We start from the raw sequence: 22,355 nt of genomic DNA, 5'->3' as shown, positions 1-22,355 counted from the left end.
CGGGTCGTTAGCTCAGTTGGTAGAGCAGTTGACTTTTAATCAATTGGTCGCAGGTTCGAATCCTGCACGACCCACCATTCTTTCTCACGAAGGAATTCAAACTATCGTGGGCGATTAGCTCAGTTGGGAGAGCACCTCCCTTACAAGGAGGGGGTCACTGGTTCGAGCCCGGTATCGCCCACCATCTTCTCTATTGAGAACTTCTCCTAAGAAGTAAAACTTTATGGGGCTATAGCTCAGCTGGGAGAGCGCCTGCCTTGCACGCAGGAGGTCTGCGGTTCGATCCCGCATAGCTCCACCACTTTCTAAAAACATTCGTTTGAGTGTGTTTAGAAAGTGGATGTCTTCGGACTAACACATGTTCTTTAACAATCTGGAAAGCTGACTAGTAAATTGAATCGTTAGATTCAATTACAATAGTATTTTCGAAAGAAAATACGAGTTCTCAAAACAACACACATTCAAGTGTCTTGTGTATGAGTCCGGCGAAAAACCAATTTGTATCCTTATCAGACACACAACCTTGGTTGTTTGAACATACAGACCTCTTGGGGTTGTATGGTTAAGTGACTAAGCGTACACGGTGGATGCCTTGGCAGTCAGAGGCGATGAAGGACGTATTAACTTGCGATAAGCCCAGTTTAGATAGTAAAAATCACTTGAAACTGGGATTTCCGAATGGGGAAACCCAACTGCATAAGCAGTTATCGTTACGTGAATACATAGCGTAACGAGGCGAACCGGGGGAACTGAAACATCTAAGTACCCCGAGGAAGAGAAATCAACCGAGATTCCGACAGTAGCGGCGAGCGAAATCGGATTAGCCCTTAAGCTAGTCTTGCGTTAGGTGAACAAGCTGGAAAGCTTGGCGATACAGGGTGATAGCCCCGTAACCGACAACGCATTATTAGTGAAAACGAGTAGGACGGGACACGTGATATCCTGTTTGAACATGGGGGGACCATCCTCCAAGGCTAAATACTCCTGACTGACCGATAGTGAACCAGTACCGTGAGGGAAAGGCGAAAAGAACCCCTGTGAGGGGAGTGAAATAGAACCTGAAACCGTGTACGTACAAGCAGTAGGAGCCCACTTGTTGGGTGACTGCGTACCTTTTGTATAATGGGTCAGCGACTTAATTTTAGTAGCAAGGTTAACCGTTTAGGGGAGCCGTAGGGAAACCGAGTCTTAACTGGGCGTCATAGTTGCTAGGATTAGACCCGAAACCAGGTGATCTAGCCATGGGCAGGTTGAAGGTGAGGTAACACTTACTGGAGGACCGAACCGACTAATGTTGAAAAATTAGCGGATGACTTGTGGCTAGGGGTGAAAGGCCAATCAAACCTGGAGATAGCTGGTTCTCCCCGAAAGCTATTTAGGTAGCGCCTCGGACGAATACTACTGGGGGTAGAGCACTGTTAAGGCTAGGGGGTCATCCCGACTTACCAACCCTTTGCAAACTCCGAATACCAGTAAGTACTATCCGGGAGACACACGGCGGGTGCTAACGTCCGTCGTGGAGAGGGAAACAACCCAGACCGCCAGCTAAGGTCCCAAAGTTATAGCTAAGTGGGAAACGATGTGGGAAGGCTCAGACAGCCAGGATGTTGGCTTAGAAGCAGCCATCATTTAAAGAAAGCGTAATAGCTCACTGGTCGAGTCGGCCTGCGCGGAAGATTTAACGGGGCTAAGCTATACACCGAAGCTGCGGCAATATGACTTGTCATATTGGGTAGGGGAGCGTTCTGTAAGCCGTTGAAGGTGGTCTGTAAGGGCTGCTGGAGGTATCAGAAGTGCGAATGCTGACATGAGTAACGATAAAGGGAGTGAAAAACTCCCTCGCCGGAAGATCAAGGGTTCCTGTCCAACGTTAATCGGGGCAGGGTAAGTCGACCCCTAAGGCGAGGCCGAAAGGCGTAGTCGATGGGAAACAGGTTAATATTCCTGTACTGCTTATAACTGCGATGGGGGGACGGAGAAGGCTAGGTGGGCTTGGCGACGGTCGTCCAAGTTCAAGGGTGTAGGCTGATAGTTTAGGCAAATCCGGACTATCTTAAGGCTGAGACCTGATGTCGAGTCACTACGGTGATGAAGTCATTGATGCCATGCTTCCGGGAAAAGCCTCTAAGCGATAGGTTATACGTAATCGTACTCCAAACCGACACAGGTGATCAGGTAGAGAATACCAAGGCGCTTGAGAGAACTCGGGTGAAGGAACTAGGCAAAATGGTACCGTAACTTCGGGAGAAGGTACGCTCCTCACGGTGATGAGACTTGCTCTCTAAGCTGTAGGGAGTCGCAGATACCAGGTGGCTGCAACTGTTTATTAAAAACACAGCACTGTGCAAAATCGAAAGATGACGTATACGGTGTGACGCCTGCCCGGTGCCGGAAGGTTAATTGATGGGGTTAGACTTCGGTCGAAGCTCTTGATCGAAGCCCCGGTAAACGGCGGCCGTAACTATAACGGTCCTAAGGTAGCGAAATTCCTTGTCGGGTAAGTTCCGACCTGCACGAATGGCGTAATGATGGCCACGCTGTCTCCACCCGAGACTCAGTGAAATTGAAATCGCAGTGAAGATGCTGTGTACCCGCGGCTAGACGGAAAGACCCCGTGAACCTTTACTACAGCTTGGCACTGAACATTGACCCTACATGTGTAGGATAGGTGGGAGCCTTTGAAACCTCGTCGCTAGATGGGGTGGAGGCAATCTTGAAATACCACCCTTGTATGCTTGATGTTCTAACGTCGCCCCCTTATCGGGGGTGCGGACAGTGCCTGGTGGGTAGTTTGACTGGGGCGGTCTCCTCCCAAAGAGTAACGGAGGAGCACGAAGGTGGGCTAATCACGGTCGGACATCGTGAGGTTAGTGCAATGGCATAAGCCCGCTTGACTGCGAGAATGACAATTCGAGCAGGTGCGAAAGCAGGTCATAGTGATCCGGTGGTTCTGAATGGAAGGGCCATCGCTCAACGGATAAAAGGTACTCCGGGGATAACAGGCTGATACCGCCCAAGAGTTCATATCGACGGCGGTGTTTGGCACCTCGATGTCGGCTCATCACATCCTGGGGCTGAAGTCGGTCCCAAGGGTATGGCTGTTCGCCATTTAAAGTGGTACGCGAGCTGGGTTTAGAACGTCGTGAGACAGTTCGGTCCCTATCTGCCGTGGGCGTTAGATGATTGAGAGGGGCTGCTCCTAGTACGAGAGGACCGGAGTGGACGAACCGCTGGTGTTCGGGTTGTGATGCCAATCGCATTGCCCGGTAGCTACGTTCGGAATCGATAAGCGCTGAAAGCATCTAAGCGCGAAGCGAGCCTCAAGATGAGTCATCTCTAGACCTTTAAGGTCTCTAAAGGGTTGTCGAAGACTACGACGTTGATAGGCAGGGTGTGTAAGTGCTGCGAGGCATTGAGCTAACCTGTACTAATTGCCCGTGAGGCTTAACCATACAACACCCAAGGGGTTTTACGGACTCCATGAGCACTTGAATGACGTGTTTGAACGAAATTGTAAACACTAGTTAGATTTTCCCAGATTGTATTTATCGCCTGATGGCGGTAAATAACCCGAATTTGCTTGGCGACCATAGCATTATGGACCCACCTGATCCCATGCCGAACTCAGTAGTGAAACGTAATAGCGCCGATGGTAGTGTGGGGTCTCCCCATGTGAGAGTAGGTCATCGCCAGGCTTCAATTTTGAGAGCCCGTTGGCAACAACGGGCTTTTATTTCGCTCTAGCACCACGTGGTGTGAGCGGAGTCAACATAAGGTTTTTGTGTTTTAATCGAATGATTAAAAAGATGAAAATTTTATCTTGACTTAAAAATCAAGAAGCGTATTATACGCGTCCTGACTTGCTGAAGCGTTTAACGCTAAGGCATTGAAAGTCAACGTTCTTTAACAATTTGACCATGCAATCTGTGTGGGCACTCGTGAAATGAATAGTCAAAAAAGATTATATCAATGAACTGAGTGACCAATACAAATAACAAGTTTACTTATTATTTGGCACAGTCAATTCGAATATCATGACTAGCTTCTAGTTATCGATATTCAATCAGTATTCATTGAGCCGGTCGCAAGACCAACAAAACTTTAATTGAAGAGTTTGATCATGGCTCAGATTGAACGCTGGCGGCAGGCCTAACACATGCAAGTCGAGCGGTAACAGGAAGTAGCTTGCTACTTCGCTGACGAGCGGCGGACGGGTGAGTAATGCCTGGGAATATGCCTTGATGTGGGGGATAACTATTGGAAACGATAGCTAATACCGCATAATGCCTACGGGCCAAAGAGGGGGATCTTCGGACCTCTCGCGTCAAGATTAGCCCAGGTGGGATTAGCTAGTTGGTGGGGTAAAGGCTCACCAAGGCGACGATCCCTAGCTGGTCTGAGAGGATGATCAGCCACACTGGAACTGAGACACGGTCCAGACTCCTACGGGAGGCAGCAGTGGGGAATATTGCACAATGGGGGAAACCCTGATGCAGCCATGCCGCGTGTATGAAGAAGGCCTTCGGGTTGTAAAGTACTTTCAGCAGTGAGGAAGGTGGTAGTGTTAATAGCGCTATCATTTGACGTTAGCTGCAGAAGAAGCACCGGCTAACTCCGTGCCAGCAGCCGCGGTAATACGGAGGGTGCGAGCGTTAATCGGAATTACTGGGCGTAAAGCGCATGCAGGCGGTCTGTTAAGCAAGATGTGAAAGCCCGGGGCTCAACCTCGGAACAGCATTTTGAACTGGCAGACTAGAGTCTTGTAGAGGGGGGTAGAATTTCAGGTGTAGCGGTGAAATGCGTAGAGATCTGAAGGAATACCGGTGGCGAAGGCGGCCCCCTGGACAAAGACTGACGCTCAGATGCGAAAGCGTGGGGAGCAAACAGGATTAGATACCCTGGTAGTCCACGCCGTAAACGATGTCTACTTGGAGGTTGGTGTCTTGAACACTGGCTTTCGGAGCTAACGCGTTAAGTAGACCGCCTGGGGAGTACGGTCGCAAGATTAAAACTCAAATGAATTGACGGGGGCCCGCACAAGCGGTGGAGCATGTGGTTTAATTCGATGCAACGCGAAGAACCTTACCTACTCTTGACATCCAGAGAATTCGCTAGAGATAGCTTAGTGCCTTCGGGAACTCTGAGACAGGTGCTGCATGGCTGTCGTCAGCTCGTGTTGTGAAATGTTGGGTTAAGTCCCGCAACGAGCGCAACCCTTATCCTTGTTTGCCAGCACGTAATGGTGGGAACTCCAGGGAGACTGCCGGTGATAAACCGGAGGAAGGTGGGGACGACGTCAAGTCATCATGGCCCTTACGAGTAGGGCTACACACGTGCTACAATGGCGTATACAGAGGGCTGCCAACCAGCGATGGTGAGCGAATCCCAGAAAGTACGTCGTAGTCCGGATTGGAGTCTGCAACTCGACTCCATGAAGTCGGAATCGCTAGTAATCGTGGATCAGAATGCCACGGTGAATACGTTCCCGGGCCTTGTACACACCGCCCGTCACACCATGGGAGTGGGCTGCACCAGAAGTAGATAGCTTAACCTTCGGGAGGGCGTTTACCACGGTGTGGTTCATGACTGGGGTGAAGTCGTAACAAGGTAGCCCTAGGGGAACCTGGGGCTGGATCACCTCCTTAACGATAGACTGCTTGTTTAATGCAGTGTCCACACAGATTGCTTGGTTAAAATGTAAAAGAACGCAAAAAAGACTTGGGTCTGTAGCTCAGGTGGTTAGAGCGCACCCCTGATAAGGGTGAGGTCGGTGGTTCAAGTCCACTCAGACCCACCACTTTTTCTCCCAGAAAAAGTGATGGTACAGTCTTTTTATACCGTTGGGGTTATAGCTCAGCTGGGAGAGCGCCTGCCTTGCACGCAGGAGGTCTGCGGTTCGATCCCGCATAGCTCCACCACTTTCTAAAAACATTCGTTTGAGTGTGTTTAGAAAGTGGATGTCTTCGGACTAACACATGTTCTTTAACAATCTGGAAAGCTGACTAGTACATTCAATCGAATGATTGAATGACAATAGTATTTTCGAAAGAAAATACGAGTTCTCAAAACAACACACATTCAAGTGTCTTGTGTATGAGTCCGGCGAAAAACCAATTTGTGTCCTTATCAGACACACAACCTTGGTTGTTTGAACATACAGACCCCTTGGGGTTGTATGGTTAAGTGACTAAGCGTACACGGTGGATGCCTTGGCAGTCAGAGGCGATGAAGGACGTATTAACTTGCGATAAGCCCAGTTTAGATAGTAAAAATCACTTGAGACTGGGATTTCCGAATGGGGAAACCCAACTGCATAAGCAGTTATCGTTACGTGAATACATAGCGTAACGAGGCGAACCGGGGGAACTGAAACATCTAAGTACCCCGAGGAAGAGAAATCAACCGAGATTCCGACAGTAGCGGCGAGCGAAATCGGATTAGCCCTTAAGCTAGTCTTGCGTTAGGTGAACAAGCTGGAAAGCTTGGCGATACAGGGTGATAGCCCCGTAACCGACAACGCATTACAAGTGAAAACGAGTAGGACGGGACACGTGATATCCTGTTTGAACATGGGGGGACCATCCTCCAAGGCTAAATACTCCTGACTGACCGATAGTGAACCAGTACCGTGAGGGAAAGGCGAAAAGAACCCCTGTGAGGGGAGTGAAATAGAACCTGAAACCGTGTACGTACAAGCAGTAGGAGCCCACTTGTTGGGTGACTGCGTACCTTTTGTATAATGGGTCAGCGACTTAATTTTAGTAGCAAGGTTAACCGTTTAGGGGAGCCGTAGGGAAACCGAGTCTTAACTGGGCGTCATAGTTGCTAGGATTAGACCCGAAACCAGGTGATCTAGCCATGGGCAGGTTGAAGGTGAGGTAACACTTACTGGAGGACCGAACCGACTAATGTTGAAAAATTAGCGGATGACTTGTGGCTAGGGGTGAAAGGCCAATCAAACCTGGAGATAGCTGGTTCTCCCCGAAAGCTATTTAGGTAGCGCCTCGGACGAATACTACTGGGGGTAGAGCACTGTTAAGGCTAGGGGGTCATCCCGACTTACCAACCCTTTGCAAACTCCGAATACCAGTAAGTACTATCCGGGAGACACACGGCGGGTGCTAACGTCCGTCGTGGAGAGGGAAACAACCCAGACCGCCAGCTAAGGTCCCAAAGTTATAGCTAAGTGGGAAACGATGTGGGAAGGCTCAGACAGCCAGGATGTTGGCTTAGAAGCAGCCATCATTTAAAGAAAGCGTAATAGCTCACTGGTCGAGTCGGCCTGCGCGGAAGATTTAACGGGGCTAAGCTATACACCGAAGCTGCGGCAATATGACTTGTCATATTGGGTAGGGGAGCGTTCTGTAAGCCGTTGAAGGTGGTCTGTAAGGGCTGCTGGAGGTATCAGAAGTGCGAATGCTGACATGAGTAACGATAAAGGGAGTGAAAAACTCCCTCGCCGGAAGATCAAGGGTTCCTGTCCAACGTTAATCGGGGCAGGGTAAGTCGACCCCTAAGGCGAGGCCGAAAGGCGTAGTCGATGGGAAACAGGTTAATATTCCTGTACTGCTTATAACTGCGATGGGGGGACGGAGAAGGCTAGGTGGGCTTGGCGACGGTCGTCCAAGTTCAAGGGTGTAGGCTGATAGTTTAGGCAAATCCGGACTATCTTAAGGCTGAGACCTGATGTCGAGTCACTACGGTGATGAAGTCATTGATGCCATGCTTCCGGGAAAAGCCTCTAAGCGATAGGTTATACGTAATCGTACTCCAAACCGACACAGGTGATCAGGTAGAGAATACCAAGGCGCTTGAGAGAACTCGGGTGAAGGAACTAGGCAAAATGGTACCGTAACTTCGGGAGAAGGTACGCTCCTCACGGTGATGAGACTTGCTCTCTAAGCTGTAGGGAGTCGCAGATACCAGGTGGCTGCAACTGTTTATTAAAAACACAGCACTGTGCAAAATCGAAAGATGACGTATACGGTGTGACGCCTGCCCGGTGCCGGAAGGTTAATTGATGGGGTTAGACTTCGGTCGAAGCTCTTGATCGAAGCCCCGGTAAACGGCGGCCGTAACTATAACGGTCCTAAGGTAGCGAAATTCCTTGTCGGGTAAGTTCCGACCTGCACGAATGGCGTAATGATGGCCACGCTGTCTCCACCCGAGACTCAGTGAAATTGAAATCGCAGTGAAGATGCTGTGTACCCGCGGCTAGACGGAAAGACCCCGTGAACCTTTACTACAGCTTGGCACTGAACATTGACCCTACATGTGTAGGATAGGTGGGAGCCTTTGAAACCTCGTCGCTAGATGGGGTGGAGGCAATCTTGAAATACCACCCTTGTATGCTTGATGTTCTAACGTCGCCCCCTTATCGGGGGTGCGGACAGTGCCTGGTGGGTAGTTTGACTGGGGCGGTCTCCTCCCAAAGAGTAACGGAGGAGCACGAAGGTGGGCTAATCACGGTCGGACATCGTGAGGTTAGTGCAATGGCATAAGCCCGCTTGACTGCGAGAATGACAATTCGAGCAGGTGCGAAAGCAGGTCATAGTGATCCGGTGGTTCTGAATGGAAGGGCCATCGCTCAACGGATAAAAGGTACTCCGGGGATAACAGGCTGATACCGCCCAAGAGTTCATATCGACGGCGGTGTTTGGCACCTCGATGTCGGCTCATCACATCCTGGGGCTGAAGTCGGTCCCAAGGGTATGGCTGTTCGCCATTTAAAGTGGTACGCGAGCTGGGTTTAGAACGTCGTGAGACAGTTCGGTCCCTATCTGCCGTGGGCGTTAGATGATTGAGAGGGGCTGCTCCTAGTACGAGAGGACCGGAGTGGACGAACCGCTGGTGTTCGGGTTGTGATGCCAATCGCATTGCCCGGTAGCTACGTTCGGAATCGATAAGCGCTGAAAGCATCTAAGCGCGAAGCGAGCCTCAAGATGAGTCATCTCTAGACCTTTAAGGTCTCTAAAGGGTTGTCGAAGACTACGACGTTGATAGGCAGGGTGTGTAAGTGCTGCGAGGCATTGAGCTAACCTGTACTAATTGCCCGTGAGGCTTAACCATACAACACCCAAGGGGTTTTACGGACTCCATGAGCACTTGAATGACGTGTTTGAACGAAATTGTAAACACTAGTTAGATTTTCCCAGATTGTATTTATCGCCTGATGGCGGTAAATAACCCGAATTTGCTTGGCGACCATAGCATTATGGACCCACCTGATCCCATGCCGAACTCAGTAGTGAAACGTAATAGCGCCGATGGTAGTGTGGGGTCTCCCCATGTGAGAGTAGGTCATCGCCAGGCTTCAATTTTGAGAGCCCGTTGGCAACAACGGGCTTTTATTTCGCTCTAGCACCACGTGGTGTGAGCGGAGTCAACATAAGGTTTTTGTGTTTTAATCGAATGATTAAAAAGATGAAAATTTTATCTTGACTTAAAAATCAAGAAGCGTATTATACGCGTCCTGACTTGCTGAAGCGTTTAACGCTAAGGCATTGAAAGTCAACGTTCTTTAACAATTTGACCATGCAATCTGTGTGGGCACTCGTGAAATGAATAGTCAAAAAAGATTATATCAATGAACTGAGTGACCAATACAAATAACAAGTTTACTTATTATTTGGCACAGTCAATTCGAATATCATGACTAGCTTCTAGTTATCGATATTCAATCAGTATTCATTGAGCCGGTCGCAAGACCAACAAAACTTTAATTGAAGAGTTTGATCATGGCTCAGATTGAACGCTGGCGGCAGGCCTAACACATGCAAGTCGAGCGGTAACAGGAAGTAGCTTGCTACTTCGCTGACGAGCGGCGGACGGGTGAGTAATGCCTGGGAATATGCCTTGATGTGGGGGATAACTATTGGAAACGATAGCTAATACCGCATAATGCCTACGGGCCAAAGAGGGGGATCTTCGGACCTCTCGCGTCAAGATTAGCCCAGGTGGGATTAGCTAGTTGGTGGGGTAAAGGCTCACCAAGGCGACGATCCCTAGCTGGTCTGAGAGGATGATCAGCCACACTGGAACTGAGACACGGTCCAGACTCCTACGGGAGGCAGCAGTGGGGAATATTGCACAATGGGGGAAACCCTGATGCAGCCATGCCGCGTGTATGAAGAAGGCCTTCGGGTTGTAAAGTACTTTCAGCAGTGAGGAAGGTGGTAGTGTTAATAGCGCTATCATTTGACGTTAGCTGCAGAAGAAGCACCGGCTAACTCCGTGCCAGCAGCCGCGGTAATACGGAGGGTGCGAGCGTTAATCGGAATTACTGGGCGTAAAGCGCATGCAGGCGGTCTGTTAAGCAAGATGTGAAAGCCCGGGGCTCAACCTCGGAACAGCATTTTGAACTGGCAGACTAGAGTCTTGTAGAGGGGGGTAGAATTTCAGGTGTAGCGGTGAAATGCGTAGAGATCTGAAGGAATACCGGTGGCGAAGGCGGCCCCCTGGACAAAGACTGACGCTCAGATGCGAAAGCGTGGGGAGCAAACAGGATTAGATACCCTGGTAGTCCACGCCGTAAACGATGTCTACTTGGAGGTTGGTGTCTTGAACACTGGCTTTCGGAGCTAACGCGTTAAGTAGACCGCCTGGGGAGTACGGTCGCAAGATTAAAACTCAAATGAATTGACGGGGGCCCGCACAAGCGGTGGAGCATGTGGTTTAATTCGATGCAACGCGAAGAACCTTACCTACTCTTGACATCCAGAGAATTCGCTAGAGATAGCTTAGTGCCTTCGGGAACTCTGAGACAGGTGCTGCATGGCTGTCGTCAGCTCGTGTTGTGAAATGTTGGGTTAAGTCCCGCAACGAGCGCAACCCTTATCCTTGTTTGCCAGCACGTAATGGTGGGAACTCCAGGGAGACTGCCGGTGATAAACCGGAGGAAGGTGGGGACGACGTCAAGTCATCATGGCCCTTACGAGTAGGGCTACACACGTGCTACAATGGCGTATACAGAGGGCTGCCAACCAGCGATGGTGAGCGAATCCCAGAAAGTACGTCGTAGTCCGGATTGGAGTCTGCAACTCGACTCCATGAAGTCGGAATCGCTAGTAATCGTGGATCAGAATGCCACGGTGAATACGTTCCCGGGCCTTGTACACACCGCCCGTCACACCATGGGAGTGGGCTGCACCAGAAGTAGATAGCTTAACCTTCGGGAGGGCGTTTACCACGGTGTGGTTCATGACTGGGGTGAAGTCGTAACAAGGTAGCCCTAGGGGAACCTGGGGCTGGATCACCTCCTTAACGATAGACTGCTTGTTTAATGCAGTGTCCACACAGATTGCTTGGTTAAAATGTAAAAGAACGCAAAAAAGACTTGGGTCTGTAGCTCAGGTGGTTAGAGCGCACCCCTGATAAGGGTGAGGTCGGTGGTTCAAGTCCACTCAGACCCACCACTTTTTCTCCCAGAAAAAGTGATGGTACAGTCTTTTTATACCGTTGGGGTTATAGCTCAGCTGGGAGAGCGCCTGCCTTGCACGCAGGAGGTCTGCGGTTCGATCCCGCATAGCTCCACCACTTTCTAAAAACATTCGTTTGAGTGTGTTTAGAAAGTGGATGTCTTCGGACTAACACATGTTCTTTAACAATCTGGAAAGCTGACTAGTACATTCAATCGAATGATTGAATGACAATAGTATTTTCGAAAGAAAATACGAGTTCTCAAAACAACACACATTCAAGTGTCTTGTGTATGAGTCCGGCGAAAAACCAATTTGTGTCCTTATCAGACACACAACCTTGGTTGTTTGAACATACAGACCCCTTGGGGTTGTATGGTTAAGTGACTAAGCGTACACGGTGGATGCCTTGGCAGTCAGAGGCGATGAAGGACGTATTAACTTGCGATAAGCCCAGTTTAGATAGTAAAAATCACTTGAGACTGGGATTTCCGAATGGGGAAACCCAACTGCATAAGCAGTTATCGTTACGTGAATACATAGCGTAACGAGGCGAACCGGGGGAACTGAAACATCTAAGTACCCCGAGGAAGAGAAATCAACCGAGATTCCGACAGTAGCGGCGAGCGAAATCGGATTAGCCCTTAAGCTAGTCTTGCGTTAGGTGAACAAGCTGGAAAGCTTGGCGATACAGGGTGATAGCCCCGTAACCGACAACGCATTACAAGTGAAAACGAGTAGGACGGGACACGTGATATCCTGTTTGAACATGGGGGGACCATCCTCCAAGGCTAAATACTCCTGACTGACCGATAGTGAACCAGTACCGTGAGGGAAAGGCGAAAAGAACCCCTGTGAGGGGAGTGAAATAGAACCTGAAACCGTGTACGTACAAGCAGTAGGAGCCCACTTGTTGGGTGACTGCGTACCTTTTGTATAATGGGTCAGCGACTTAATTTTAGTAGCAAGGTTAACCGTTTAGGGGAGCCGTAGGGAAACCGAGTCTTAACTGGGCGTCATAGTTGCTAGGATTAGACCCGAAACCAGGTGATCTAGCCATGGGCAGGTTGAAGGTGAGGTAACACTTACTGGAGGACCGAACCGACTAATGTTGAAAAATTAGCGGATGACTTGTGGCTAGGGGTGAAAGGCCAATCAAACCTGGAGATAGCTGGTTCTCCCCGAAAGCTATTTAGGTAGCGCCTCGGACGAATACTACTGGGGGTAGAGCACTGTTAAGGCTAGGGGGTCATCCCGACTTACCAACCCTTTGCAAACTCCGAATACCAGTAAGTACTATCCGGGAGACACACGGCGGGTGCTAACGTCCGTCGTGGAGAGGGAAACAACCCAGACCGCCAGCTAAGGTCCCAAAGTTATAGCTAAGTGGGAAACGATGTGGGAAGGCTCAGACAGCCAGGATGTTGGCTTAGAAGCAGCCATCATTTAAAGAAAGCGTAATAGCTCACTGGTCGAGTCGGCCTGCGCGGAAGATTTAACGGGGCTAAGCTATACACCGAAGCTGCGGCAATATGACTTGTCATATTGGGTAGGGGAGCGTTCTGTAAGCCGTTGAAGGTGGTCTGTAAGGGCTGCTGGAGGTATCAGAAGTGCGAATGCTGACATGAGTAACGATAAAGGGAGTGAAAAACTCCCTCGCCGGAAGATCAAGGGTTCCTGTCCAACGTTAATCGGGGCAGGGTAAGTCGACCCCTAAGGCGAGGCCGAAAGGCGTAGTCGATGGGAAACAGGTTAATATTCCTGTACTGCTTATAACTGCGATGGGGGGACGGAGAAGGCTAGGTGGGCTTGGCGACGGTCGTCCAAGTTCAAGGGTGTAGGCTGATAGTTTAGGCAAATCCGGACTATCTTAAGGCTGAGACCTGATGTCGAGTCACTACGGTGATGAAGTCATTGATGCCATGCTTCCGGGAAAAGCCTCTAAGCGATAGGTTATACGTAATCGTACTCCAAACCGACACAGGTGATCAGGTAGAGAATACCAAGGCGCTTGAGAGAACTCGGGTGAAGGAACTAGGCAAAATGGTACCGTAACTTCGGGAGAAGGTACGCTCCTCACGGTGATGAGACTTGCTCTCTAAGCTGTAGGGAGTCGCAGATACCAGGTGGCTGCAACTGTTTATTAAAAACACAGCACTGTGCAAAATCGAAAGATGACGTATACGGTGTGACGCCTGCCCGGTGCCGGAAGGTTAATTGATGGGGTTAGACTTCGGTCGAAGCTCTTGATCGAAGCCCCGGTAAACGGCGGCCGTAACTATAACGGTCCTAAGGTAGCGAAATTCCTTGTCGGGTAAGTTCCGACCTGCACGAATGGCGTAATGATGGCCACGCTGTCTCCACCCGAGACTCAGTGAAATTGAAATCGCAGTGAAGATGCTGTGTACCCGCGGCTAGACGGAAAGACCCCGTGAACCTTTACTACAGCTTGGCACTGAACATTGACCCTACATGTGTAGGATAGGTGGGAGCCTTTGAAACCTCGTCGCTAGATGGGGTGGAGGCAATCTTGAAATACCACCCTTGTATGCTTGATGTTCTAACGTCGCCCCCTTATCGGGGGTGCGGACAGTGCCTGGTGGGTAGTTTGACTGGGGCGGTCTCCTCCCAAAGAGTAACGGAGGAGCACGAAGGTGGGCTAATCACGGTCGGACATCGTGAGGTTAGTGCAATGGCATAAGCCCGCTTGACTGCGAGAATGACAATTCGAGCAGGTGCGAAAGCAGGTCATAGTGATCCGGTGGTTCTGAATGGAAGGGCCATCGCTCAACGGATAAAAGGTACTCCGGGGATAACAGGCTGATACCGCCCAAGAGTTCATATCGACGGCGGTGTTTGGCACCTCGATGTCGGCTCATCACATCCTGGGGCTGAAGTCGGTCCCAAGGGTATGGCTGTTCGCCATTTAAAGTGGTACGCGAGCTGGGTTTAGAACGTCGTGAGACAGTTCGGTCCCTATCTGCCGTGGGCGTTAGATGATTGAGAGGGGCTGCTCCTAGTACGAGAGGACCGGAGTGGACGAACCGCTGGTGTTCGGGTTGTGATGCCAATCGCATTGCCCGGTAGCTACGTTCGGAATCGATAAGCGCTGAAAGCATCTAAGCGCGAAGCGAGCCTCAAGATGAGTCATCTCTAGACCTTTAAGGTCTCTAAAGGGTTGTCGAAGACTACGACGTTGATAGGCAGGGTGTGTAAGTGCTGCGAGGCATTGAGCTAACCTGTACTAATTGCCCGTGAGGCTTAACCATACAACACCCAAGGGGTTTTACGGACTCCATGAGCACTTGAATGACGTGTTTGAACGAAATTGTAAACACTAGTTAGATTTTCCCAGATTGTATTTATCGCTAATGGCGGTAAATAAAACAGAATTTGCTTGGCGACCATAGCATTATGGACCCACCTGATCCCATGCCGAACTCAGTAGTGAAACGTAATAGCGCCGATGGTAGTGTGGGGTCTCCCCATGTGAGAGTAGGTCATCGCCAGGCTTCAAATTTAGATATACGTATTGAACGACGTGTATCGGATAGACAGATTACTGTTTATCACCGTGTGGAGCGGTAGTTCAGTTGGTTAGAATACCGGCCTGTCACGCCGGGGGTCGCGGGTTCGAGTCCCGTCCGCTCCGCCACTTATACTAAGCCCGAGTCTTACGACTCGGGCTTTTTTACGTTTGTACTTTGGCGAATCATGGTGCGGAATCGATCGTTCAGTTGGTTAGCCTCTTTACCTTTTGACCTTGAAGGCGGCGGCCTATCACGCCGGGGATGTGCTGATTTTTGGTGTGGCAGTTTATCTATATAAAGTCCTGTCCGCTCCGCCACTTATACTAAGCCCCCTTTTGTTTGCAAATAAGAAAGTACGACTTGGGCTTTTTTACATTTGTACTTTGGCGAATCATGACGCGGAAGCGGTCGTTCAGTTGGTTAGCCTCTTTAGCTTGAAGGCAGCGGCCTGTCACGCCGGGGGGCGCTTATTTTCGGTGTGGCAGTTTATCTATATAAAGTCCTGTCCGCTTCGCTACTTATACTCAGCCTGAGTCTTACGACTCGGGCTTTTTTATGTTTATAGTTTATAAAAGATCTCGCTGAGTGATCATTTTGTGGGTTTCTCTGCAGCTGTAGGGTCGACATATAGAGTAATGGTCGAGCTATGTTGTGTAATTACCTCAGTGGTTTCATACCATTACGCTTTTTGGACTGTAAAGAAAAAGGCCAGTGATTTAATCACTGGCCTTGGAATTGTAGGCTTTTCTGCACTGTAGTTTATAGAATCTGATTAAGGATATGGTCAGCCTTAATGGTTTTGATTCGCTTGATAAGCTTTCGCACAGGGGCTGGGTACGACTCGATTTTTTCGATGTACTTGTAGCTGTCAATGCGCAAGGTATGCGTTAGGATCTTATCTAACTCTTGTTGTTTTTGTTCCGCCAAAAGTTGATTTTTATCGTGAACCAAAATGGCATTCTCCAGATCAAGCTTCCAAGCGCGAGGGTTGAGGTTATTACCCGTGATCAACATGAATTTCTTATCTACCCAGATCCCTTTTAGGTGGAAGCTGTTGTCATTGTGCTTCCATAAGTGGATAGAGAGTTGACGCTGGGCAATAGCAGCTTCGTTTTGTTTGGCGAAATTACGAAGATTCACTTCGTATAAGTAAGGTAATCCAGCGATTGTTTTGAATGGTTCACTAGGTGGAATGAAAAAGTCATTCGCTGTTTTGTCACCTACAACGATAGTTACCTTAACACCACGACGAATAGCGCGACGTACTTCACGGCTGATTGTTCGCGGGAAGTTAAAGTACGGGGTACAGATTGTCAGTTCTGTCTGAGCACTTGCTATCAGAGTACAAATATGGCGATTCAGTTTGTTCTTACGCTTACCTAAGCCAACAAGCGGAGTCAGTCCCACCTGGTCTTCGTTAATTGCTTCTGGTTCGAACTCATAGCTTGCACGCTGTAGCGAACTTCGTAGCTGGCGAATTGCACCTTTAAGGTTTTTGGTATCCGGTCGATTCTTCTGATTTAAGCAATTAACAGCATCACTATCGACGAGTACATCGGAGATGAAGTTCGCCATACTATTCGCAAGTTGTTCATTACGAATAACATGGTAGCGGTCGTAGCGGTAGCGATCGTGCTGAGCTAGATAAATATCATTCAAGCTGGCGCCACTATAGATAACCTTGTTATCCACGACAAAGCCTTTCAGGTGGAGTACACCAAAAACTTCACGGTTTCGCACTGGTACGCCTAAAACTTCAATTTGAAATTGATGCTTTTCTGCAAATTCGCGGTATAGCGCCGCATTACCATCTGACTTTTCAGCGCCAATCAGCCCACGTTGAGCACGGTGCCAATCAACCAAGACCTTAATATCTAGCTCTGGATTAGCTTGCTTTGCATTGTATAAGGCTTGTAGCACGCTACGGCCAGCTTCATCATCTTGTAAATAAAGCGCTACAAGGTAGATTCGATGTTTTGCTTGTGCAATCTCACTGAGTAAACGTTCACGGAAAGACCCCGCATCTAGCAGTGTTTCAAGATCTTTCGGGTTGTGTGCAATACGTGGTAATTGCTCAATGAGCTGTCTATTGACTGTAGCTGAATCCATCATCGCCTCGTTTCGCGGCCTATACGATATAAATCTGTTAATTTGATGGGCAATTATATCAGAAAAATATTAAACACCATCACATGTATAGCAGACTTCGCCTTAGTTCTGACCTAACGCAGGTTTCTGATAAATCATTGGAACCAAATTCTTGCCACTTTCGCTATAACGCTTAAAGCGTGAGGCAAGATAATGAGGTAGTTCAGTGTCTTCGATCACGGTGAAATGCGCCCTTTGGTATAAAGGCACAAGGTGGCTGAAGGCAAAGCAATAGCATGGCTGGCTTTCAATTTGTTTTGTTGTCGCGGCGAGTAGCGCATCGCCGACTCCTTTTCCACGGTAATCAGGAATAACTAACATGCCTGTTAGCAGCTGAATATCTTCGATTTTCTTGAAACGAACACAGCTTATTATGCTGTTTCCATCCTCACCGACCCAAATGTCCTCATCTTTTTTCGCTTTGCCTGCTGGGTAATAATTTTTATATAAACGATTAATTAATGGAAACCGTAGTGGCTCTAAAATATGGAAACTTAGCTTGTTCATGGGAAAACACTGCGTTGATTGAATGAATCGGTTAAAATACTGCAATTATTATACAAAGGTATGGTTCGATAGCCGCATGAATATTTTGCCTGAAAAGTCACTCGCACCTTTTCATACATTTCACTTAGATGTGAATGCTGATGTGATCGCTGAAGCTAACAGCCCCGCAGACTTGCTTGCAATTTGGCAGAGTGAAGAGTTTCAGAACCTACCGAAGTTATTATTAGGGCAGGGGAGTAATATGTTATTTACGGCCCCTTTCCAAGGTGTCGTTGTACTTAATCGTATCAAGGGCATCAAGGTTAATGAGACAGCACAAGGTTACCATCTTGATGTTGGGGCTGGCGAAGACTGGCATCAGTTGGTTAAGTGGACTGTTGCGAATGGGATTGCAGGCCTAGAAAATTTGGCTTTAATACCTGGTTGTGTCGGCTCCTCGCCTATACAGAACATAGGGGCTTATGGCGTAGAACTGAAAGACGTCTGCGAGTATGTTGATGTGCTTGACTTAAAGACGGGGGCTCAGGAACGTTTATCGAATCGTGATTGTTTATTCGGTTATCGCGACTCTATCTTTAAGCATGCGTATAAAGATAATAAAGCCATTACGGCTGTTGGTTTGTTTCTCCCGCGTGAGTGGCAGCCTCAATTAGCCTATGGTCCGCTTGCCGAGCTAGATCCCGCATCAATCACAGCACATGATGTTTTCAGCCGTATCTGCACCATTCGACAAGAAAAGCTGCCCGATCCAAATCTGATCGGTAACGCAGGTAGTTTTTTTAAAAACCCCGTCATCTCCATTGCTCTGCGTGATCAAATGTTGGTGTCATACTCTAATTTGCCTAGTTATGCTGTGTCTGACACTGAATGTAAGCTTGCTGCTGGTTGGTTGATCGATCAGTGTGGCTTAAAAGGTTATCAGATTGGTGGCGCTAAAGTGCATCAGCAACAAGCTTTGGTTTTAACTAATACTGGCACAGCGACCTCTGCAGATGTGACACGTTTGGCGGCTTATGTTGTGGAACAGGTGAAATTGAAGTTCGGTATTTGCTTGGAGCACGAAGTTCGCTTCATGTCAGCAACGGCTGAAACGAATTTAGCGGAGGTGATGCGATGAAAGAGCATACCACTCGCTTAACATTAATTCGTGCATTAGCGGACGGAGCTTTTCATTCTGGTGAAACCCTAGGTCAACAGCTGGGCATTTCTCGTGCTGCAATCAGTAAGCATATTAAGGCTCTTCAAGATTGGGGGCTAGATATTTATCGGGTTCAGGGAAAGGGCTATTGCTTGGCGAATGAGCTCGAACTACTTGATTGCGAAAAGATTTTAGCTCAAGTAAAGTGCTCTCACTTGAGTTTAATTCCTGTTATTGATTCAACAAACCAATATTTGTTAGATCGCGTCGGTCAGTTACCGAGTGGTGCAGTTTGCTTAGCTGAGTACCAGCAAGCAGGGCGAGGTCGTCGAGGTCGACAGTGGTTATCGCCTTTTGGCAGTAATTTGTATTTGTCGATGTATTGGCGACTTGATGCGGGTATGGCGGCGGCGATGGGGCTGAGTTTAGTGGTTGGCATTGCTATTGCTGATACATTGACCTCACTCGGTGCACAAAACATTAAGCTAAAATGGCCGAATGACTTGTATTACCAAGATAAAAAGCTGGCCGGCATTTTAACGGAGATGACAGGACAAGCCGGAGATGCTGCCCATTTGGTTATCGGTATGGGGTTAAACATTGCGATGTCTGCTCGTGACGGTGACGCTATAGAGCAGTTGTGGATCAACCTTTCGGATGCGTGTGAAAATGTTCCATCGCGTAATGTCTTGGCTGCGACGCTAATTGAGCGTCTTCAGTGCATACTTGTTGAGTATGAGCAGGTTGGTCTTGCTGGCTTTGTTGATCGTTGGAATGAGTACGATAATTTTTTGAATCGTCCTGTGAAATTATTGATTGGTGAACGTGTGGTTGAAGGAATTGCCCGCGGAATTGATAAGCAGGGCGGGTTATTACTAGAAACTGAGCAAGGTATTACACCTTACATCGGTGGTGAAATCAGCCTCAGGGGTTGTTGATGCAATTATTAATCGAAGCGGGTAACACTTACGTTAAAGTGGCCCAATTGTTTCAAACTGGCGATCTTGAGTTATTAGGTCGTTACCCAAGTAAAAAGTTAGAAATGGTCTTAGAACCCCTGTTAGAAAAAGGAATAAACAGGATTGTCTTTGCCAGTGTTGGGCCTGTTGAAGTTGATAACTCGATTCAGCGCATAGCCCAGCTTGCAAACATACCCGTGCTTCAAGTGAAAACTCTGCGTAAGGATTTTGGAGTAAAGAATGCTTACGCTGAGTATCAGTACCTGGGTGTGGACCGTTGGCTAACATTGGTTGCCATTCGACAAGAGTTCAAGAAGCCGACAGTGATTGTCGACATAGGCACGGCATTAACTTTTGATGTGATGTCTGATGATGGCAAACACCTCGGTGGTTGGATCGCACCGGGTTATCAACTCATGATGAAGTCCGTATTAGAAAACACAACCAAAGTATTCTCCGATCGTGAGCATAGTGAAACGCTGACTTTCTCTGATAATACGGCGGATGGTCTTAAAAATGGTTGCAGAGCAGCATTACTTGGGTTGATTGAATATGGTCTAAAGCAAGCCAAAGATCGCTTAGGGGCTGAGCCTGAAGTGATTTTATGTGGTGGTGGTGTTCGTCATTTACCTGTGTCATGGGCTAAGCACTATCGCCATAAGTCGGAATTAGTTCTTGAAGGGTTAGCTCTTTACGCAAAATGTAGGTAGTGTCTAAAATTTGAACGTTTGAAATAAAAAGCAAAAAAAAAGGCTAAAAAGTATTGCAAGGCTTATACGCTTTCACTAGAATGCGCAGCAATTACGCCGACTTAGCTCAGTAGGTAGAGCAACTGACTTGTAATCAGTAGGTCACCAGTTCGATTCCGGTAGTCGGCACCAGTTTTTGCTACACCCCTGGAGGGGTTCCCGAGTGGCCAAAGGGAACAGATTGTAAATCTGTCGGCTCTGCCTTCGATGGTTCGAATCCATCTCCCTCCACCATTTTCAAACGTTTGAATAGCTCTACGAGTTACGAGTTTTGCGGGCATCGTATAATGGCTATTACCTCAGCCTTCCAAGCTGATGATGCGGGTTCGATTCCCGCTGCCCGCTCCACACTTTTGTGTGCTGATATAGCTCAGTTGGTAGAGCGCACCCTTGGTAAGGGTGAGGTCGGCAGTTCGACTCTGCCTATTAGCACCACTCCTCCCAAGTTACTCTCAAACATTTGATATATACTCTACAAACCCATGATTGGTTGTGTGGTCGTAATGCCACCAAATACCGTGCCTAGAGGGACTATCCATGTCTAAAGAAAAATTTGAACGCGTAAAACCGCACGTTAACGTTGGTACTATCGGCCACGTTGACCACGGTAAAACAACTCTAACTGCTGCTATCTGTACTACACTTGCAAAAGTGTACGGTGGTGTTGCTAAAGATTTCGCATCTATCGATAACGCTCCTGAAGAGCGCGAGCGTGGTATCACAATCTCAACTTCTCACGTTGAGTACGATACTCCAACTCGTCACTACGCACACGTTGACTGTCCTGGACACGCCGATTACGTTAAAAACATGATCACTGGTGCTGCTCAAATGGACGGCGGTATCCTAGTTGTTGCTGCAACTGATGGCCCTATGCCACAGACGCGTGAGCACATCCTTCTTGGTCGTCAGGTTGGTATCCCTTACATCATCGTATTCATGAACAAATGTGACATGGTTGATGATGAAGAGCTACTAGAACTAGTAGAAATGGAAGTTCGTGAACTTCTTTCTGAATACGAATTCCCTGGTGATGACTGCCCAGTAATCATGGGTTCTGCTCTTGGCGCTCTAAACGGCGAGAAAGAGTGGGAAGACAAGATTGTTGAACTAGCTGAAGCGCTAGATTCTTACATCCCAGAGCCAGAGCGTGCTATCGATCTGCCATTCATCCTTCCAATCGAAGATGTATTCTCAATCCAAGGCCGTGGTACTGTTGTAACTGGTCGTGTTGAGCAAGGTATCATCACTGTAGGTGACGAAGTTGCTATCGTAGGTATCAAAGAAACTACGCTAACTACTTGTACTGGTGTTGAGATGTTCCGTAAACTTCTTGACGAAGGCCGTGCTGGTGAGAACGTTGGTGTTCTTCTACGTGGTACTAAGCGTGATGAAGTTGAGCGTGGTCAAGTTCTTGCTAAGCCAAACTCAATCACTCCACACACTACTTTCACTTCAGAAATCTACGTTCTTTCTAAAGATGAAGGCGGTCGTCACACTCCTTTCTTCAAAGGTTACCGTCCACAGTTCTACTTCCGTACAACTGACGTAACAGGTACTATCGAACTACCTGAAGGCGTAGAAATGGTAATGCCTGGTGATAACATCTCTATGACTGTTACTCTAATCGCGCCAATCGCGATGGACGAAGGTCTACGTTTTGCTATCCGTGAAGGTGGCCGTACAGTTGGTGCTGGTGTTGTTGCAACTATCGTTGAATAATATTTGACGACACGGTACTAAAAAGGGCATCATTTGATGCCCTTTTTCTGCGTTAAATGTCTAAATTGCATGTTTTTTAGCCATTTAACGTAGAGAGAAATTTTGCAGAGATGAAATTTTCTGTTCGTTAATTAATAAGTTAGCGATTGATTTCATTTTCTTTGCCTCGCTTTTGCGGGGTAATT

The 22,355-nt window shown here is 48.2% G+C and carries 6 protein-coding genes, 12 tRNA genes and 8 rRNA genes; 24 read left to right on the top strand and 2 right to left on the bottom strand.

The window, feature by feature from the left end; translation table 11 throughout:
* Position 1 precedes the first annotated feature (1 nt).
* The 16 genes from OCU77_RS16455 (at position 2) to OCU77_RS16380 (ending at position 15,072) form a co-directional block, all read left to right on the top strand.
* Positions 2 to 77 (top strand) — tRNA-Lys (locus OCU77_RS16455).
* Between the two features lie 31 nt (positions 78 to 108).
* Positions 109 to 184: transfer RNA gene (locus OCU77_RS16450), tRNA-Val, on the top strand.
* 41 nt (positions 185 to 225) lie between these two features.
* Positions 226 to 301, top strand: a tRNA-Ala gene (locus tag OCU77_RS16445).
* Positions 302 to 560: 259 nt separating this feature from the next.
* Positions 561 to 3,452: ribosomal RNA gene (locus OCU77_RS16440) — 23S ribosomal RNA — on the top strand.
* A gap of 127 nt (positions 3,453 to 3,579) precedes the next feature.
* Positions 3,580 to 3,695 (top strand): 5S ribosomal RNA (gene rrf, locus OCU77_RS16435).
* Positions 3,696 to 4,102: 407 nt separating this feature from the next.
* A 16S ribosomal RNA gene (locus OCU77_RS16430) occupies positions 4,103 to 5,645 on the top strand.
* A gap of 75 nt (positions 5,646 to 5,720) precedes the next feature.
* Positions 5,721 to 5,797 (top strand) — tRNA-Ile (locus OCU77_RS16425).
* Between the two features lie 45 nt (positions 5,798 to 5,842).
* Positions 5,843 to 5,918, top strand: a tRNA-Ala gene (locus OCU77_RS16420).
* A gap of 259 nt (positions 5,919 to 6,177) precedes the next feature.
* Positions 6,178 to 9,069 (top strand): 23S ribosomal RNA (locus tag OCU77_RS16415).
* A 127-nt stretch (positions 9,070 to 9,196) separates the two neighbouring features.
* Positions 9,197 to 9,312, top strand: a 5S ribosomal RNA gene (gene rrf, locus OCU77_RS16410).
* Between the two features lie 407 nt (positions 9,313 to 9,719).
* Positions 9,720 to 11,262, top strand: a 16S ribosomal RNA gene (locus tag OCU77_RS16405).
* A gap of 75 nt (positions 11,263 to 11,337) precedes the next feature.
* Positions 11,338 to 11,414: transfer RNA gene (locus OCU77_RS16400), tRNA-Ile, on the top strand.
* A gap of 45 nt (positions 11,415 to 11,459) precedes the next feature.
* Positions 11,460 to 11,535, top strand: a tRNA-Ala gene (locus OCU77_RS16395).
* Positions 11,536 to 11,794: 259 nt separating this feature from the next.
* Positions 11,795 to 14,686, top strand: a 23S ribosomal RNA gene (locus OCU77_RS16390).
* Between the two features lie 127 nt (positions 14,687 to 14,813).
* A 5S ribosomal RNA gene (gene rrf / locus OCU77_RS16385) occupies positions 14,814 to 14,929 on the top strand.
* Together the 16S, 23S and 5S rRNA genes with 8 tRNA genes alongside form the textbook arrangement of a ribosomal RNA operon.
* A gap of 66 nt (positions 14,930 to 14,995) precedes the next feature.
* Positions 14,996 to 15,072 (top strand) — tRNA-Asp (locus OCU77_RS16380).
* A 634-nt stretch (positions 15,073 to 15,706) separates the two neighbouring features.
* Here OCU77_RS16380 and pssA read toward each other — a convergent pair.
* Both pssA and OCU77_RS16370 read right to left on the bottom strand, forming a co-directional pair.
* Positions 15,707 to 17,056 (bottom strand): CDP-diacylglycerol--serine O-phosphatidyltransferase, encoded by a 1,350-nt coding sequence (pssA, locus tag OCU77_RS16375; protein ID WP_048901105.1) that lies wholly within the window; start codon positions 17,054 to 17,056, stop codon positions 15,707 to 15,709.
* A gap of 102 nt (positions 17,057 to 17,158) precedes the next feature.
* The gene (locus OCU77_RS16370) at positions 17,159 to 17,602 is read right to left on the bottom strand and encodes a GNAT family N-acetyltransferase (protein ID WP_048901104.1); all 444 of its coding nucleotides are present in this window, start codon (positions 17,600 to 17,602) and stop codon (positions 17,159 to 17,161) included.
* 76 nt (positions 17,603 to 17,678) lie between these two features.
* Here OCU77_RS16370 and murB point away from each other — a divergent pair, with 76 nt between their 5' ends.
* The 8 genes from murB to tuf all read left to right on the top strand — a co-directional run bounded on the left by murB (position 17,679) and on the right by tuf (position 22,170).
* Complete coding sequence (murB, locus tag OCU77_RS16365) at positions 17,679 to 18,719, top strand: UDP-N-acetylmuramate dehydrogenase (protein WP_048901103.1); 1,041 nt, start codon at positions 17,679 to 17,681, stop codon at positions 18,717 to 18,719.
* Positions 18,716 to 19,678: a bifunctional biotin--[acetyl-CoA-carboxylase] ligase/biotin operon repressor BirA gene (gene birA, locus OCU77_RS16360; protein WP_048901102.1), complete on the top strand. Its 963-nt coding sequence runs from the start codon at positions 18,716 to 18,718 to the stop codon at positions 19,676 to 19,678. The genes murB and birA overlap by 4 nt, the downstream gene beginning before the upstream one ends.
* Positions 19,678 to 20,409, top strand: a complete 732-nt coding sequence (locus OCU77_RS16355; protein ID WP_048901101.1) for a type III pantothenate kinase — start codon at positions 19,678 to 19,680, stop codon at positions 20,407 to 20,409. The genes birA and OCU77_RS16355 overlap by 1 nt, the downstream gene beginning before the upstream one ends.
* Before the next feature lie 95 nt (positions 20,410 to 20,504).
* Positions 20,505 to 20,580 (top strand) — tRNA-Thr (locus OCU77_RS16350).
* 17 nt (positions 20,581 to 20,597) lie between these two features.
* Positions 20,598 to 20,682: transfer RNA gene (locus OCU77_RS16345), tRNA-Tyr, on the top strand.
* 39 nt (positions 20,683 to 20,721) lie between these two features.
* A tRNA-Gly gene (locus OCU77_RS16340) sits at positions 20,722 to 20,796 on the top strand.
* An 11-nt stretch (positions 20,797 to 20,807) separates the two neighbouring features.
* Positions 20,808 to 20,883, top strand: a tRNA-Thr gene (locus OCU77_RS16335).
* A 102-nt stretch (positions 20,884 to 20,985) separates the two neighbouring features.
* A complete protein-coding gene (tuf, locus tag OCU77_RS16330; RefSeq protein ID WP_107303053.1) occupies positions 20,986 to 22,170 on the top strand; it encodes an elongation factor Tu in 1,185 nt (394 codons plus the stop codon).
* Positions 22,171 to 22,355 lie beyond the last annotated feature (185 nt).

The organism is Photobacterium swingsii (assembly GCF_024346715.1).
Taxonomy (GTDB): Bacteria; Pseudomonadota; Gammaproteobacteria; order Enterobacterales; family Vibrionaceae; genus Photobacterium; species Photobacterium swingsii.
The sequence above is the reverse complement of the archived record's forward strand: the minus strand, read 5'-3'. Positions and strand labels throughout refer to the sequence as shown.